At 72.4% G+C, this 15,767-nt stretch carries 15 protein-coding genes; 7 read left to right on the top strand and 8 right to left on the bottom strand.

What is annotated here, in order from left to right; translation table 11 throughout:
* Positions 1-11: 11 nt before the first annotated feature.
* Genes iolD through iolC form a run of 4 tightly spaced genes read right to left on the bottom strand, consistent with a single transcriptional unit; the run spans position 12 to position 4,561 of the window.
* Positions 12-1,871, bottom strand: coding sequence for a 3D-(3,5/4)-trihydroxycyclohexane-1,2-dione acylhydrolase (decyclizing) (gene iolD / locus AB0B58_RS00735; RefSeq protein ID WP_360215177.1), 1,860 nt, complete (start codon positions 1,869-1,871; stop codon positions 12-14).
* Positions 1,868-2,743: a 5-deoxy-glucuronate isomerase gene (gene iolB, locus AB0B58_RS00730; RefSeq protein WP_360215174.1), complete on the bottom strand. Its 876-nt coding sequence runs from the start codon at positions 2,741-2,743 to the stop codon at positions 1,868-1,870. The genes iolD and iolB overlap by 4 nt, the downstream gene beginning before the upstream one ends.
* A complete protein-coding gene (locus AB0B58_RS00725) occupies positions 2,740-3,609 on the bottom strand; it encodes an aldolase (RefSeq protein WP_360215171.1) in 870 nt (289 codons plus the stop codon). Before AB0B58_RS00725 ends, iolB begins: the two co-directional genes overlap by 4 nt.
* Positions 3,602-4,561: a 5-dehydro-2-deoxygluconokinase gene (iolC, locus tag AB0B58_RS00720; protein ID WP_360215168.1), complete on the bottom strand. Its 960-nt coding sequence runs from the start codon at positions 4,559-4,561 to the stop codon at positions 3,602-3,604. Before iolC ends, AB0B58_RS00725 begins: the two co-directional genes overlap by 8 nt.
* A gap of 243 nt (positions 4,562-4,804) precedes the next feature.
* Between iolC and AB0B58_RS00715 the strand changes: the two genes are divergently transcribed.
* Positions 4,805-5,536 (top strand): GntR family transcriptional regulator, encoded by a 732-nt coding sequence (locus AB0B58_RS00715; protein ID WP_360215165.1) that lies wholly within the window; start codon positions 4,805-4,807, stop codon positions 5,534-5,536.
* 423 nt (positions 5,537-5,959) lie between these two features.
* On the top strand, positions 5,960-6,781 hold the full coding sequence (locus AB0B58_RS00710; protein WP_360215162.1) for a hypothetical protein: 822 nt from the start codon (positions 5,960-5,962) through the stop codon (positions 6,779-6,781).
* A 34-nt stretch (positions 6,782-6,815) separates the two neighbouring features.
* On the opposite strand, the gene AB0B58_RS00705 is transcribed toward AB0B58_RS00710, so the two are convergent.
* Positions 6,816-7,439: a hypothetical protein gene (locus tag AB0B58_RS00705; protein WP_360215159.1), complete on the bottom strand. Its 624-nt coding sequence runs from the start codon at positions 7,437-7,439 to the stop codon at positions 6,816-6,818.
* An 82-nt stretch (positions 7,440-7,521) separates the two neighbouring features.
* Here AB0B58_RS00705 and AB0B58_RS00700 point away from each other — a divergent pair, with 82 nt between their 5' ends.
* The gene (locus AB0B58_RS00700) at positions 7,522-8,112 is read left to right on the top strand and encodes an HAD family phosphatase (protein ID WP_360215156.1); all 591 of its coding nucleotides are present in this window, start codon (positions 7,522-7,524) and stop codon (positions 8,110-8,112) included.
* A gap of 64 nt (positions 8,113-8,176) precedes the next feature.
* Here the strand turns inward: AB0B58_RS00700 and AB0B58_RS00695 are convergent, their stop codons facing one another.
* Genes AB0B58_RS00695 through AB0B58_RS00685 form a run of 3 tightly spaced genes read right to left on the bottom strand, consistent with a single transcriptional unit; the run spans position 8,177 to position 10,934 of the window.
* Positions 8,177-8,764, bottom strand: coding sequence for a GNAT family N-acetyltransferase (locus tag AB0B58_RS00695; protein ID WP_360215153.1), 588 nt, complete (start codon positions 8,762-8,764; stop codon positions 8,177-8,179).
* Entirely contained in the window at positions 8,761-10,266 is a 1,506-nt protein-coding gene (locus AB0B58_RS00690; RefSeq protein ID WP_360215150.1) for an APC family permease, read from the bottom strand. The genes AB0B58_RS00695 and AB0B58_RS00690 overlap by 4 nt, the downstream gene beginning before the upstream one ends.
* Positions 10,267-10,286: 20 nt before the next feature.
* Entirely contained in the window at positions 10,287-10,934 is a 648-nt protein-coding gene (locus tag AB0B58_RS00685; RefSeq protein WP_360215147.1) for a GPP34 family phosphoprotein, read from the bottom strand.
* Between the two features lie 336 nt (positions 10,935-11,270).
* On the opposite strand from AB0B58_RS00685, the gene AB0B58_RS00680 reads away from it, so the two are divergent.
* From AB0B58_RS00680 to AB0B58_RS00665, 4 genes are all read left to right on the top strand, one after another.
* On the top strand, positions 11,271-12,566 hold the full coding sequence (locus AB0B58_RS00680) for a DUF1800 family protein (protein ID WP_360215144.1): 1,296 nt from the start codon (positions 11,271-11,273) through the stop codon (positions 12,564-12,566).
* Positions 12,567-12,580: 14 nt separating this feature from the next.
* A complete protein-coding gene (locus AB0B58_RS00675) occupies positions 12,581-13,804 on the top strand; it encodes a DUF1501 domain-containing protein (protein ID WP_360215141.1) in 1,224 nt (407 codons plus the stop codon).
* 70 nt (positions 13,805-13,874) lie between these two features.
* Entirely contained in the window at positions 13,875-14,636 is a 762-nt protein-coding gene (locus AB0B58_RS00670) for a class III extradiol ring-cleavage dioxygenase (protein ID WP_360216206.1), read from the top strand.
* Between the two features lie 117 nt (positions 14,637-14,753).
* Positions 14,754-15,752 (top strand): TerC/Alx family metal homeostasis membrane protein, encoded by a 999-nt coding sequence (locus tag AB0B58_RS00665; protein WP_360215138.1) that lies wholly within the window; start codon positions 14,754-14,756, stop codon positions 15,750-15,752.
* Positions 15,753-15,767: the final 15 nt, after the last annotated feature.

Raw genomic sequence — 15,767 nt, 5'->3', positions numbered from 1 at the left:
TCGGGTCCCTTCTAGAGGTACGGCCGCTGGCCCTGCTTGGCCACGTCGTACGCGGTGCGCGCGGCGCGGGTGCTCTCGAGCTCGGAGACCTCGGAGACGGGCACGTCCCACCAGCTCTCGCTCGACGGCACCGGGGAGAGCGGGTCGGTCTCGATGTGCACCACCGTGAGCCGGTCGGCCTCCCGGGCCCGCTTGAGGCCCTCGGTCAGGTCCGCGATCGTGCGGCACCGGATGACGTTCGCGCCGAGGCTCTCGGCGTTGGCCGCCAGGTCGACCGGCAGCCGGGCGCCGTCGTAGTCGTCGTGGGCGCCGCGGTAGCGGTAGCTGGTGCCGAAGCGCTGCGAGCCGAGCGACTCCGACAGCGCGCCGATGGAGGCGAAGCCGTGGTTCTGCACCAGGACCACGACGAGCTTGATTCCCTCGGCGACGGCGGTGACGATCTCCTGCGCCATCATCAGGTACGAGCCGTCGCCGACCAGCGCGTACACCTCGCGGTCCGGGTCGGCCAGCTTGATGCCGAGCGCGCCGGCGATCTCGAAGCCCATGCAGGAGTAGCCGTACTCCACGTGGTACTGCTTCGGGTCCCGGGCCCGCCAGAGCAGCTGCAGGTCCCCGGGCATGCTGCCGGCCGCCTGCACCACGACGTCGCGCTCGCCGCAGGCGTCGTTGACCGCGCCGATGACCTCGCTCTGCGCCGGCAGCGGGCCGTGCCCGAGGTGGTAGGCCTCGTCGACCCTCCGCTGCCAGGCGGCGACGTCGCCGGCGAAGGCGACGTCCGCGACGTGGCCGTCGAGCGCCGTGGTGAGGGCGGCCAGCGCCGCCCGCGCGTCCGCCACCAGCGGCACCGCCGACTGCTTGGCGGCGTCGAAGGAGGCGATGTTGACGTTGACGAAGCGGACGGCGGGGTTCGCGAAGGCCGTCCGCGAGGCGGTGGTGAAGTCGCTGTACCGCGTGCCGACGCCGATGATCACGTCCGCCTCCCGGGCCAGCCGGTTGGCGACCGGCGTGCCGGTCGAGCCGACCCCGCCGACCGAGTTCGGGTGGTCCCAGCTCAGCGCGCCCTTGCCGGCCTGGGTGTCGGCGACCGGGATCCCCGTGGCCCGGGCGAGGGCGTCCAGCTCCGCGGAGGCCCGCGAATAGATGACCCCGCCGCCGGCGATGATCAGCGGCCGCCGGGCCGAGCGGATGACCTCGGCGGCCCGCGCGACCGCGACCGGCTCCGGCACCGGGCGGGCCACGTGCCACACCCGCCGGGCGAACAGCGCGTCCGGGAAGTCGAAGGCCTCCGCCTGTACGTCCTGCGGCAGGCAGAGCGTGACCGCGCCCGTCTCGACCGGATCGGTGAGCACCCGCATCGCGGCCAGCAGCGCCGACGGCAGCTGCTCGGGCCGCCAGACCCGGTCGAAGAAGCGCGACAGCGGCCGGAACGCGTCGTTGACGGACACGTCGTAGGAGCGCGGATCCTCCAGCTCCTGCAGCACCGGGGAGGCGGCCCGGGTGGCGAAGACGTCGCTCGGCAGCAGCAGGACCGGGATCCGGTTCACGGTGGCGAGGGCCGCGCCGGTCAGCATGTTGGTGGAGCCGGGCCCGATCGAGGCGGTGCAGGCCATCGTGGACAGCCGGTCGCGCATCCGGGCGTAGCCGACCGCCGCGTGCACCATGGCCTGCTCGTTGCGGGCGAGGTGATAGGGCAGGCCCGGGCCGTCCCGGCCGGTCCGCTGCGCCTGCAGCAGGGCCTGGCCGACGCCGGCGACGTTGCCGTGGCCGAAGATGCCGAAGCAGCCCGCGACCGTGCGCTGCTCCACGCCGTCGCGCTCGGTCCACTGATTGGCCAGGAACCTGACGAGGGCCTGGGCGACAGTGAGCCTCACGTGCGCCTCCTTTCCGTTGTCGAGGTGAGCGGCAGCCGGGGGTCCGGCTCCTGGTGGCTCCAGGAGCCGCGGACCCAGGCGTGCTCCGGGTCGTCGGAGAAGAGCCACCGGCGCTCCCCCGCTCCCGCCATGACGTTGAGGTAGTAGAGGTCGTAGCCGGGTGCGGCCATCGACGGGCCGTGCCAGCCGTACGGGATCAGCACGACGTCGCCGCTGCGCACCTCGGCGCAGACGTCGATGGGGTGGTCCGGGTGCCCGTACACGCGCTGGTAGCCGACGCCGGGCGCGCCCACCGGCGAGGCGGCGACCTCGAAGTAGTAGATCTCCTCGAGCGCGTTCTCCTCCTCGCCCGGCGTGTCGTGCTTGTGCGGCGGGTACGACGACCAGTTGCCGCCGGGGGTGAGCACCTCGACCGCGATCAGGCGGTCGGCCTCGAACGACTCCGGCGTGCAGAAGTTGTTGACCTGGCGGCTGGCCTGGCCCGCGCCGCGCAGCTCGACCGGCACCGCGTCGGCCGGCCCGTAGCGGAACGGCAGCCGCCGCTCGGCGCGGGCGGCGGGCAGCGCGAACCGCCCGCCGTTGGGGGTACGCACGACGACGGACGAGTCGGGCGGCAGGTAGGCGAAGTCGGTGACCCGGGAGAAGACCGAACGCCGCCCGGTCAGGGTGACCCGCTCGTCGTCGCAGGTGACGTCGCAGCCGCCGGCCAGCGGCAGGACGATCATCTCCTCGTCCCCGGTGTGGAAGGTGGCCCGGGTGCCGATGGCCAGGTCCAGGATCCGCAGCCCGCTGAAGCCCCAGCCGGCGCTCTCCGGCGTCACCACCGTCTCGAACGGCCGGGATCCGGCCGTTCCCCTGCGCAGATGCGTCATAGCAGGCTCACCGCCCGGTCGACCGCCGACGCGACGTCCCCGCCCGGCGGGTAGAGCAGGCTGCGCCCGATCACCAGGCCCTGCACGGTCGGCAGGACCAGGGCCTTGCCCCACTGCACGTACGCGGCGTCGGCGTCGTCGGACACCTCGCCGCCGAGGATCAGCGCGGGCAGCGTCGTGGCGGCCATGACCCGTTCCATCTCGTCGACCACGGGCACCTTGAGCCACGTGTACGCCGAGGTCGTGCCGAGCCCCGCGGCGACGGTCATCGCCCGGATCATCGAGTCGGCGGTGAGTTCGTTGCGGACCCGGCCGTCGAAGCGGTGCGAGATGAAGGGCTCGACCATCGCCATCAGCCCGTGCGCGGCGAGGTCGCCGACGGCCCGCCCGCAGCTCTCCAGCGTGGCCACGGTGCCGGCGTCGTCCGGGTCGATGCGCAGCAGCATCTTGCCTCCGGAGAACCCGGCCGCGGCGAGGCTGTCGCCGTCGTACGCGGTGAACCGGTCGTCCAGCTCGAAGCTGGTGCCGGCGAGGCCGCCCCGGTTCATCGACCCGATGACGACCTTGTCGTCGAGCGCGCCGAGCAGCAGCAGATCCTCGAGGATGTCCGGCGTGCCGAGCACGCCGTTGACACCCGGCCGCCCGAGCGCGGTGCAGATGCGCCGCAGCAGGTCGGCGCGGTTGCCCATGGCCAGCGGGTCGGAACCGGCGCGCAGCGCGCCGCGGGCCGGGTGGTCGGCGGCGATGATCATCATCCGGCCGTGCTCGCCGCGCCACGAGGTGGGCCGGCGGCGCCGGGCCGCGGCGGCCGCGATCGCGCCGGGCCGGTCGGCGCGGGCGGCGACGAGTTCTCCGACGTCAAGCACGGGCGCTCGCACCGCCGATCAGGTCGCGGACCTCGGACTCGGTGGGCATGGCGTCGGCGCAGGAGAGCCGGGTGGCGACGATGGCGCCGGCGGCGTTGCAGAAGCGCATGGTCGTCTCGGTGTCCCAGCCGGCGAGCAGGCCGTGGCAGAGGGCACCGCCGAACGCGTCGCCCGCGCCGAGCCCGTTGACCACCTCGACCGCGACGGGCGGCACCTGGACCTCCTCCTTGCCGTGGTCGCCCGAGGCGAGCACGCCGAGCGGCCCCTGCTTCACGACAGCGAGGCCGACGCCGGCGTCGTGCAACGCCCGGGCCGCGCCGCGCGGCTCGCGGACACCGACCGCGGTCTCGCACTCGTCGAGGTTGCCGACGGCGACGTCCACGTAGGGCAGGGCCTGCCGCACCCAGTGCCGGGCCTCCTCCCGCGACTCCCAGAACATCGGGCGGTAGTCGAGGTCGAGGACGGTGATGCCGGCGCCGTCGCGGGCCCGCAGCGCGGCGAGGGTCGCCTCCCGCGAGGGCGACTGGCACAGGCCGGTGCCGGTGACCCAGAAGACCTCCGCGGCGCGGATCGCCTCGAGATCCAGTTCGGACTCGTCGATCTCCAGGTCCGGCGCCTTGGGGAAGCGGTAGAAGTAGAGCGGGAAGTCGTCCGGGGGAAAGATCTCGCAGAACGTCACCGGGGTCGGCAGCGAGGCGACGGGCGCGACGAAGCGGTCGTCCACGTTGAAGCCGCGCAGCGCGTCGTGGATGAACTCGCCGAACGGGTCGGCGCCGGTGCGGCTGATGACGGCGCTGCGGCGCCCGTACCGGGCGGCGGCGACGGCGACGTTGGTGGGGCTGCCGCCGAGGAATTTCGCGAACGTCCGGACCTCGCGCAGCGACACTCCGACCTGTTGTGGGTACAGGTCGACGCCGATACGTCCCATGGTCAGTACCTCGTCTGCGGGCATGCGCCCCCCAAGCGGTAGACAGATGGACGGTACGGGAGATTTCGGGCGCGGTGGCGCCGCGCATGCCGTGCTGGTTACGGCGCGGTGAAACGGATCCTGCGGCCGGGGGTGGGGGGCCGGCTCGGCTATCTCGGTTCGTTTCGATGTAATAACGTGGGGGCTTCCACGTCAATAGTTTGTCATGACAAACTGAAAAACCTAGGGGGTCCCGTGGCACCTGATCTCTCCCCTCCGCGTAGTCCGGTGCGCCCCGTCGAGGTCGACCGGACCAGCCCCGTGCCCCTCTACTTCCAGGTGGCGAGCCGTCTGCAGGAGCTCATCGAGCGTGGTGAGATCGGCGTCGGCGCCCGCATCGAGAACGAGGTCGACCTCGCCGAACGCCTGGGCGTCTCCCGGCCGACCACCCGCCGCGCGATCCAGTACCTGGTGGAACGCGGCATGCTTGTGCGCAAGCGCGGCGTCGGCACCCAGGTGGTGCACCCCAAGGTCCGCCGCCCGGTGGAACTGTCCAGCCTGTACGACGACCTGGTCAGCTCGGACCGCGAACCGCGGACCGAGGTCCTCGACCTGCGGGTGATTCCGGCACCAGCCGATGCCGCGGTGGCGCTCGGGCTGGAGCCGGGCACGGCGGTCACGTGGATCGAGCGGCTGCGCTACGCCGGCGGCGAGCCGCTCGCGCTGATGCACAACGCGATCCCGGTGGACCTGATCGAGCTCGAGAGGCAGGACCTGGCCACGCACGGCCTCTACGAGTTGCTGCGCCGCGCGGGCTTCGTGCCGCGCATCGCTACCCAGGTCATCGGCGCCCGGTCGGCTAACACGGCGGAGGCGCGGACCCTGCGGGAGAAGCGCGGGGCGTCGCTGCTGACCATGACGCGGACGGCGTGGGATGTGAGCGGCCGGGCGTTGGAGTACGGGTCCCATCTGTACCGGGCCAGCCGGTACAGCTTCGAGCTCAATCTTTCGGCGGGGTAGCTCAGTTTGGTTGCGCTGGGACGGTTGGGAGCCTGTTGCGGCCGCGTTTGGTTGCTCGCCGCTGGAGGCGTGGTCGGGCTGGGCGTGCACCTTGGGGTGGGGGGGTCTGGCTTCCGCGCGGTGGGTGCGGTGGGGGATTCTGTCGGGCAGGCCGGGGTGGGTGGTGGGTCAGGCAAACCGACCGCGCCGGTTGCTGTTCCTTCTACTTGCCGGCCGGTCTGGCGGCCTGCCCGTCCACGGCACTCGTCATCGCGTCGATGGCGGCCATCTGGACGGTCACGTCCTCACCAGGCGGACGGTAGGCGGTGATCAACATCTTCGCCTCCCCCAGCCCAGCCGACCTCACATCCAAACGGGGGATGGGTCCGCGCCAGAACCGGACAGGGGCGACGACGGGTCGTGGCGTGTGTTGAACTGGGTGGCGTGCTGATACGTCCCGCAGAGCTGGCGGCGATCCGTGCCGGCGATGTCGACGTGGCGTTCCGCCGGTGGGAACGGCCTCGGGTCAGGGTCGGCACCCGGATGCGTACCGCGGTCGGACTGGTCGAGGTCACGTCCGTCGACCGCGTGCCCGTGAGTTCGCTGACCGCCGCGGACGCCCGCCGGGCGGGCGCGGCGTCGCTGGCCGCGCTCCGCCACGGGCTGGACCGCCTTCATTGCGACCGGCCGGTGTATCGGATCGGGCTACGGTACGCGGGCGTCGACCCGCGGCACGCGCTGCGGGAGGCGGTACCCGACGCTGCGGAGATCGACGCGATCGTCGCGTGGCTCGACCGGCTCGACCGTGCCTCGCCGACCGGGCCGTGGACCCGGGCGACGCTCCTGCTGATCGACGAACTGCCGGCCACCCGGGCACCCGACCTCGCACAACGGATGGGGCGAGACACCCCGTCGTTCAAACAGAACGTGCGCAAGCTCAAGGAGCGCGGCCTGACCGAATCGCTCGACATCGGGTACCGGCTGTCGGCGCGTGGCGCCGCCGTCCTGGACCACGAGGGTCATCCCCGGTCGGCCCGGGGTCGGCCGGTACCGGAGCCGGGCATCCCGCTGCCACACCTCGGCGCTGCCGCGACACGTGCGCTCACCGCGCACGGCGTCGTCCGGCTCGAACAGGTGGCCAGACTCAGTGAGAGCGACGTGCTGGCGCTACATGGAGTCGGGCCTTACGCCCTTCGCCACCTGCGAACGGCGATGGACGCGGCCGGGCTGTCCTTCCGTGACGATCCCGGCGCCTCGCGCACGTAGCCGCGAGGAGCGGGACGACACCATGCGCTCGGCTCTACCGAGGGGTGCCGTCCCATCGCCAGGACGCGAGGCGTTCGCGGCCCGGCAGCGTGGCCCGGCCGGTCGCCCAGAGCAGCGTCGGCCAGGGGTCCGTTTCGGTCGGAGCGTCCGGGAAGAGGCGGGCCAGCACGCGCCGGCACAGCTCCGGCGGCGGCGCCCATTCGAGGTCGAGCCCGTCGGCGACGTCCCGCAGGTGCACGAGGGTCTCCACGACGCCCATGGCCGCGAACCCCTCAGCGTCCGCGGCACCGAAGACGTGGTGGGCGCGGACCTCGGGCGGGGTCACCTCGACCATGGCGGCGAGCAGGGCGCCCGCGGCCTCGAGCACCTGCAGCAGCCCGGCGTTGCCGTCCTCGGGCACCGCCCAGATGGTGAGTGCGGGTCCGCCGGGCCGCCGGTAGGCCCAGCCGAACGGGACGGGCCCCTCGAGGGACGGCCGCCTCGGCCCGAGCTGTCCGGCGTAGAAGAACAGGTCGTCGGCGATGTGTTCGACGGTCTCCCAGCAGTCCCAGGCGAGATCGCCGGCCGGCACCCGCCAGTCTCGCTCGGCTGCCGCAGCCAGCACGTCCGCCGCGAGATTGACGGCGTCCCGCACGTCGGCGGCTGTCACCCGGTCCATGCGCCGATGTTAGTGGCCGGGTCCGGCCGGCGGGTCGCGGGCCCGGCGACGGTTCAGTACCCCGCCGGGTAGCCTGCGCCGCGTGCGACTACCCATACCGCCGGGTGATTTCCGGGCCTACCTGTTCGACTGCGACGGCACGATCGCCGACTCCATGCCGGCGCACTACCGAGCCTGGACGCAGGCGCTTGGCGAATGGGGGTGCACCTTTCCCGAGGAGCTCTTCTACCTCTGGGGCGGCCGCACGGTCGATGAGATCATCGAGGATCTGAACCGTCGCACCGGGTTGGCCATGCCCGTCGCGGCCGTGGCAGCTCGCCGCGAAGCGCTGTTCCAACAGAGTTTGGCGGAGATCAAGGCGGTTCCGGGGGTGCTCGCCCACATTCACGAGGCCTATCGGCGGGTGCCGTTCGCCGTGGTTTCGGGCAGCACCCGGGCCTCGGTGACCGCCTCGCTCACCGCGCTCGACCTTCTCGGCCGCTTCCCCGTGCTGGTCTGCGCCGGTGACTACGCCAGACCGAAGCCGGACCCGGAGGCATACCTGCTCGCCGCGCGGCTGCTCGGCACGGCACCGCAGGCATGCCTCGTGTTCGAAGACACCGAGCTGGGGATTCAGGCGGCCACGGCGGCCGGCATGGCATCGGTACGCGTGCCTCCGCCCTGGCTGCGCTGACCGCGCCGCATCGCCGGGTCGACGGGTGCGGCCCGGGAGCCGGGCCGCACCCGAACCTCAGCGATCAGGCGCGCCACATGCGGTAGAACGGGGTGTTGTCCGGCAGCCTGATGTCGAACGGGACCATCTCGGTGTAGCCGTGCCGGCGGTACAGCCGGATGTTGGCCTCGTTCGTCGCCTCCAGGTAGGCCGGGGTGCGGCCCAGATCCTCGTGGGTGCTGTCCATCAGGGCGCTGCCGAGGCCGTGGCTCTGCCGCGCCGGGTGTACCGCGAGGAAGGCCAGGTGCCAGTGCGGGTCCGCCGGATGGTGCTTGTCGAAGATCTCGTCGAGGGCCTGGAAGTTGGGCAGCCACTCCCCGGCCAGCTCGGCCAGGCGCTCGTCGTAGCCGGAGATCTCCGGCAGCTCCCGGGTTCGGTCGAACCAGACCGCGGCGGCGGCCAGGCCGCCCTCCGGGTCGTCGATCACGTCGACCTTGCCGCAGAGCGGCGCGTGCACGGTCAGCATCGTGAAGAAGTCGCCCATCACCCGCAGCCGGGCCGCCGGATCCGGTACCAGGGAGGCGTTCTGCTCCAGGTGGTCGAAGGAGAGCGCGATGAGCGCGCCCACCGCGGGCAGCTCGGCCTCGGTCGCGGCTCGGACGGTCGGCGTCACTTCTGTGCCTCCGTTGCGGAGTCGCGGAAGGAGACACCGGTCGAGGCGCTGCGCGCGCCCATGCCGATGCCGTGGTAGATCGTGGGCCGGCCGCGGCGCAGGATCAGCGCCCAGACGATGCCCGCCAGGGCCAGGACCCCGTACGCGAGCGGTACCGCCCACGTCGGCGTCGAGCCCGGCTCGACACCGAAGAGGACGGCGATGTTCGTCAGCGCCAGGTACGTCATCACCAGCAGCAGCACCGTGCCGAGCACCGGGGCGCCGAGGCGGTGCCAGAGGTCCTCACCCTCGCGGTGGCGGGCGAAGTAGCCGACGACCGCGGCGGACGTGACGGTGATGAGCAGCAGCACGCCGATGCCGCCGGTCGTTCCGCCCCAGAAGAAGAGCTGGACCAGCGGGTCCCAGCCGGCGATCGCGTACACCAGGATCACGATCAGGCCGAACGCGGACTGCGCGAGCGAGCCGTTCTTCGGCGCGCCGGTTCCGGGCACCGTGCGGCCGAAGGCCCGCGGCAGGACGCCCTCGCGGCCCAGCGAGAACGTGTACCGGGCGATGATGTTGTGGAACGAGATCATCGCGGCGATCAGCGAGGTCAGGAACAGGGCGTGGCCCAGGTGCAGGGCCGTGCTGCCGAGGTGTTCCGACGCCAGGTTGAAGAAGAGCTCGGGGCCCTCGGCCGTGGCCCGCTCGACGGCCCGGCCGCCGGTCGCGGAGATCATCGCCCAGGACGAGAACGCGTAGAGCACGGCGATCAGCGCGATCGCGATGTACGTCGCCCGCGGCACCGTGCGACGCGGGTCGCGGGACTCCTCGCTGAAGACGACGGACTGTTCGAAGCCGACGAATCCGGTGACGGCCATGACGAGCAGCGCGCCCGCGCCGGCACCGACCAGGCTGCTCGGGTCGAGCGCGGCGGACGAGGGCGCGAAGTCCGCGGTGAACAGGTCGACGACACTGAAGACGACGACGAGCACGATCTCGGCGACCAGCAGGGTGGCGAGCACCTTGCCGTTGACGGCGACGTCGAGCACGCCGAGCACGGCGACCAGCGCCCACGCGACCAGGGCGATGACCCACCACTGGATCTCGACGCCGAACCAGTCGGCGAACAGCGGCGACGCGATGGCGCCGAAACCGCCGTACGAGGCCACCTGGAAGCTGTTGTACGCGAGCAGCGCGACCCACGCGGCGCCGACGCCGAACGGCCGCCCGATGCCGCGGGCGACGTACGCGTAGAAGGCACCCGCGTTGGCGATGTGCCGCGCCATGGCGACGTAGCCGACCGCGAAGACGGCGAGCACGATCGCGACGGCGAGGAAGGCGATGGAGATGGCGGTCAGCCCGGTGACGGCGAGTCCGGTGGGCACGACGCCCGCGACGACGGTGAGGGGCGCCGCCGCGGACATCACGAAGAAGACGACGGCGGGGACGCCCAGCCGGTCACGGGCCAGGGCGGTCGAGAGCTGGCTGGGTCTGGCGGGTTTTGTGGAGGTGGTGGACACGGGGGTCTCCAAAGGGGGTGTCAGGCGCGGCGGGCCATCACGGCGTCGCCGACTGCGGCCTCTGCGTGGCCGATGAGGTGCTGCAGCATGGCCGGCAACCGCCGGCGCAGCTGGTCGAACAGGTGCTCGCGCTCGTTCGCCTCGAGCGTGACGAGCACGTGCTGGTCGAGGCCGGTGGCGAGAACCAGCCCGGTCAGCACGAGATCAGGGCGGTCGAGCAGCTCACCGCGGCTGGTGGCGATGCGGATGCGGGTGCCGGGCCAGCCGGCGACGGACATGTCGGTCGGCACGAACCGGACCTTGGTGCCGAGCAGGCCACGCTTCTCCTGGCGCCGCACGTGCCCGGCGCGGGCGAGCCGGCGCTCGACCAGCTCGGTGGCGACGCCGGTGGCCAGGAAGGAGATCCACTCCCGGACCAGCCGGTGGTGGCTCTCGCGCAGCAGCTGCTCGAGGACCGCGGAGGTGGCCGGTTCGGCGGTGGGCCGGTCGTCGATGACGGTCAGCTTGGCGTCCTGCACGTCGAGGCGGCGCCAGAGGACGAGCTCGGCGAGCAGGCCGGCGGCGAGGCCGAGGCCGAGGGTCGCCGGGCTGAGCAGGCACCGGCCGCGGGCCGAGTCGTGGGCGGCGAGGTAGAGATCGTCGGCGAGCGGCAGCTGGCTTGACGCCACTCGAAAGTCTCCTTCCCCCGTGCGCGGGCATGGTTGAGTCACCGCGGATCGTGATGACCGGCGGTGACGGCTGCCACATGGGCGTGGCGGAATCGCCGCTGACCGTCACGGTGAGCGGCGCCCGCGCAACCCCGCGTAGCTTGCCAGCGCCTCGCACGCGGCGCAATGTCCAGAGTGGCCGGACCTTGGATGCATCCTGGACAAACGCCCTGAGCTGCTGTTTCTCCATCAACAGAATCGACAGAGTTAACACGGTCGTCACGGGGACGGTCCCCCGAACCCGAGCTGAACGCCGTCCTTACCGAACGCTTACACGCCGGCCCTAGCGTCGCCGCCATGACAGACCGCGCCACGGTGTCCCACCTGCTCCGCCGGCTCACGTTCGGACCGACGGCCGCCGAGGTCGACGCGGCCGAGCGGGCCGGCGTCGAGCCGACGCTGACCGGCGTCCTCGCCGCCGTCGGTCGCACCGCCGACCCGCCGGACCTGGGCGCCGACCCGGCCGGCGCCCTGCCGAAGGGCGCGAGCCGCGAGCAACGGCAGCAGGCCCGGCAGCGCTCGCGCGCCCAGGTCGCCACCGCGACGCGGTGGTGGCTGACCCGGATGGCCACGGAGCCCGGCGCCGCGGAGAAGCTCGCCTTCTTCTGGCACGGCCACTGGGCGACCTCGGTACGCAAGGTCCGCTCCGCCCCTTTGATGCTGGCCCAGCAGCAGACCTTCCGGCGCTACGGCGGCGGCGCGACGGCACCGCTGGTCCGCGCGATGCTGCGCGACCCCGCGCTGATCCTGTGGCTGGACGGGCAGCGCAACACCCGCCGGGCGCCGAACGAGAACCTCGCCCGGGAGCTGATGGAGCTGTTCACCCTCGGCGTCGGCGAATACACCGAGAACGACGTCAAGGCGGGTGCGCGGGTGCTCACCGGCTGGCAGGTCGACCGGGTGACCGGCACCGCGAGGGTGCTGCCCCGCCGCCACGACGACGCGGCGGTCACCCTGCTGGGCAGGACGGGTCGCCTCGACGTCGACTCGTACGCGGACCTGCTCGTGCGGCATCCGGCGCACGCGCCGTTCCTGGCGGGGCGCCTCTGGATCCGCTACGGCTCGGGAACGGCACCGGCGCCGGCGGTCTCGGCCCGGCTGGCCGCGGCGGGCACGGCCGGCACCACCGCGATGCTGCGCGCCCTCGCCGCCGATTCCGCGTTCGCGGCCACCGCCGGGCAACTGGTGAAGCAGCCGGTGGAGTGGATGGTCGGCGCGATCCGGCAGCTCGGCATCGGGCTCGACGGGTTGCCGGAGAGCGGGTGGAGACAGATCCTCGCGGGCCTGCGCGCGCTGGGCCAGGTGCCCTTCCTGCCGCCGAGCGTCGGCGGCTGGCCGGTCGGGGCCGCCTGGCTGACGACGTCGTCCACGCAGGCCCGCCTGAAGCACGGTCAGGCGCTGACGGCGCTGGCCCCGGCGGCGGTCGAGGAGCTGGGCGACGTGGCGCAGGGCGACCGGCTCGAGGCGCTGGCCCGGCTGTTCGTCATCGACGGGTGGACCGGACGGACCGCCGCCGTGCTGCGGGGCGCGGCCGGCGATCCGCGGCGGCTACTGGCACTGGGCCTGGCCACCCCCGAGTACGCGGTCCACTGAGGAGAGAGGCGAACATGGACACGATCACGCGGCGCAGATTCCTGACCGCAGGTGGCGTCGTCGCCGCCGGCGCGCTGGCGGCCGGCGCCACGGCGTACGGCCTGCGCGACATCCTCGCCACGGCGGGACGGCGCGAGCCCGGCAGGATCCTGGTGCTGGTCACCCTGTACGGCGGCAACGACGGCCTCAACACCGTCATCCCGTACGCGGATCCGGCCTATGCCGCGGCCCGGCCCGGCCTCGCCTACGAAGAGGGGCAGGTGCTCGCGCTGGAGGACGGGTTCGGGCTCAACCCCGGCCTCAGGGGCCTGCACCGGCTGTACGGCGAGGACCGCCTGGCTGTCGTGCGCGGCGTCGGCTATCCGAGACCGGACCGCAGCCACTTCCGTTCCATGGACATCTGGCAGACCGCCTCCCCCGAGCGCCCCGGCACCACCGGCTGGCTCGGCCGCTGGCTCGACACCGCGGGCCGCGACCCGCGCCTGGCGGTCTCGTTCGAGCCGGTCCTGCCGCCGCTGCTGGCCGGCGCCACCAGCGCGGGCGCGACCGTGCCCGGCGGCGCCCTGCCCCTGCCGAAGGGCGTGACGGTGCCGGTCCTCGACGGATTCGGCACCGCGTCGGCCGGGGAGTCCCCCGCGCAGGCGAGGGCGGCCGCCTGCTTCGCCGACCTGGTACGCGTGCAGGGCCTGATGACCGACGTCGCCGCGCAGGACGAGGAGGAGGACGGCGCGGAGGGCGAGGCGACCGCCACCGGCGGGCAGGCGGCCCCGCTGGACCGGCAGCTCGCCCTGGTGGCGCGCTGCGTCGAGGCCGGGGCAGCCACCCGGGTCTACTCGGTGTCGCGGGGCGGATTCGACCTGCACGCCGACGAGAAGACCGCCCACGAGGCGCTGCTGACCCGGCTCGACAAGGCGCTCGCCGGGTTCGCGGACCGGATGGCCGGCACCGCCGCCGGCCGTGACGTGGTGGTCGCCGTCTACTCGGAGTTCGGCCGGCGGGTCAGGGCCAACGCCTCGGACGGCACCGACCACGGCACGGCCTCGTCGGTGTTCCTGCTCGGCGCGGGGATCAAGGGCGGCCTGTACGGCGAGGCGCCGAGCCTCACCGACCTCGACGACGGCGACCTGCGGCACACGACCGACTTCCGCGACGTGTACGCGATGCTGCTGGCGGACGTGCTCGGCGCCGACCCGGGGCGGATCCTCGACGGCTGGTCCGGCCGGTTCGATTTTAGTTGACGATTCAAATAAACCGGCGTACCGTTGGCCCGGTAGTTGAAGCATCAACCTGGAGGCGACCGTGAGCACCATGCCCGCCCTCTTCCTCAGCCACGGCGCACCACCGCTGGTCGACGACCCGGCCTGGGTCGCCCAGCTCAAGGAGCTGGCCGCCGGCCTGCCCCGGCCGAAGGCGATCCTGATGGCCTCGGCGCACTGGGAGTCGGCGCCGCTGATGCTCGGCGCCACCGAGACCGTGCCGCTCGTCTACGACTTCGGCGGCTTCGCCCGCCGCTACTACCAGGTGCTCTACCCGGCGCCCGGCGCGCCCGCCCTGGCCGCGCGCGTCGAGAAGCTGATGCCCGACCACGAGCGCGTCACCCGGACCGACCGCGGCCTGGACCACGGCGCCTACGTGCCGCTGACGGTCATGTATCCGGACGCGGACATCCCAGTGCTGCAGATGTCGCTGCCCACCCTCGAACCCGACCGCCTGCTGGAGATCGGCCGGCGGCTGGCCCCGCTGCGCGACGAGGGCGTGCTCATCGTCGGCTCCGGCTTCACCACACACGGGCTGCCGTTCCTGCGCGACTTCCGCACCGACGCGGAGGCGCCGGGCTGGTCGCGCGAGTTCGACGCCTGGGCGGCCGAGACCCTCGCCCGCGGCGCGGTCGACGAGCTCGCCGACTTCCGCGACCGGGCGCCCGGCATGCCGTACGCGCACCCGACGATCGAGCACATGGCGCCGATGTTCCTCACGCTCGGCGCCTCCGCCGACCCGGGGCAGAGCCCCGACCAGCCGATCGACGGCTTCTGGATGGGCCTGTCCAAGCGCTCGTTCCAGGTCGCCTGACTTGTACGGCCCGGGTGTGAAATCCGGGGTCTTTCAGGATTCTCCCAGCGCAGGCAGGGAATCTTGTGGGTACATCCCGCCGATTCCCCGCACCAGACGCCCGGAGGTCCCGTCCACATGCTGGAGGTCACCGCGCTCGGCTGGACGCTGACCATCGCGGTCATCGTCGCCCTGCTCGCCCTCGACCTGACCCTCGGAGTGCTGCGACCGCACGCCGTCGGTTTCCGTGAAGCCACCGCCTGGTCGGTCTTCTACATCGGCGTCGCCATCGCGTTCGGCGTCGTGTTCGGCTCCGTCGCGGGCTGGGACTACGGCACCGAGTACTTCGCCGGCTACATCGTCGAGAAGAGCCTGTCGGTCGACAACCTCTTCGTCTTCGTGATCATCATGAGCACGTTCGCCGTGCCGGAGAAGTACCAGCAGGAGGTCCTGACCTTCGGCATCATCATCGCGCTGGTGCTGCGGGTCATCTTCATCGCGCTCGGCGCCACGCTGCTGTCGCTCTTCTCGTTCATGTTCCTGATCTTCGGCCTGATCCTGATCTACACCGCGGTGCAGCTCTTCCGGCACCGCGACGAGGACCCCGATCCCGACAACGCCGTGGTCCGGGCCAGCAAGCGGCTCTTCCCGGTCACCGACGACTTCGTCGGCGGCAAGTTCTTCACGAAGATCGACGGCAAGCGGACCGCGACGCCGCTGTTCATCACGCTGATCGCGATCGGCAGCGCCGACCTGCTCTTCGCGCTCGATTCGATCCCCGCGGTGTTCGGCGTGACGGAAGAGGTGTTCATCGTCTTCACCGCGAACGCGTTCGCGCTGCTCGGCCTGCGTGCGCTCTTCTTCCTCGTGAAGGGCCTGCTGGACCGGCTGGTCTACCTCTCGACCGGACTGTCGATCATCCTGGCGTTCATCGGCGTCAAGCTGGTGCTGCACTGGGCGCACTCCGACATCAGCACCTCGGTGCCGGAGATCAGCACGCCGGTCTCGCTCCTGGTCATCCTCGTGGTGCTCGTCGTCACGACCGTGGCCAGCCTGATCAAGGTGCGCCGGGATCCCGACACGGTCGCACACGCCGGCAGTCTGCGCGCCCGCGAGGACAAGCACCCGGAGCAGTGACACACGGAACGGCCC

The sequence above is a fragment of the Actinoplanes sp. NPDC049118 genome (assembly GCF_040648555.1).
GTDB lineage: Bacteria > Actinomycetota > Actinomycetes > Mycobacteriales > Micromonosporaceae > Actinoplanes.
This window is presented reverse-complemented; position numbering and strand designations above follow the sequence as displayed.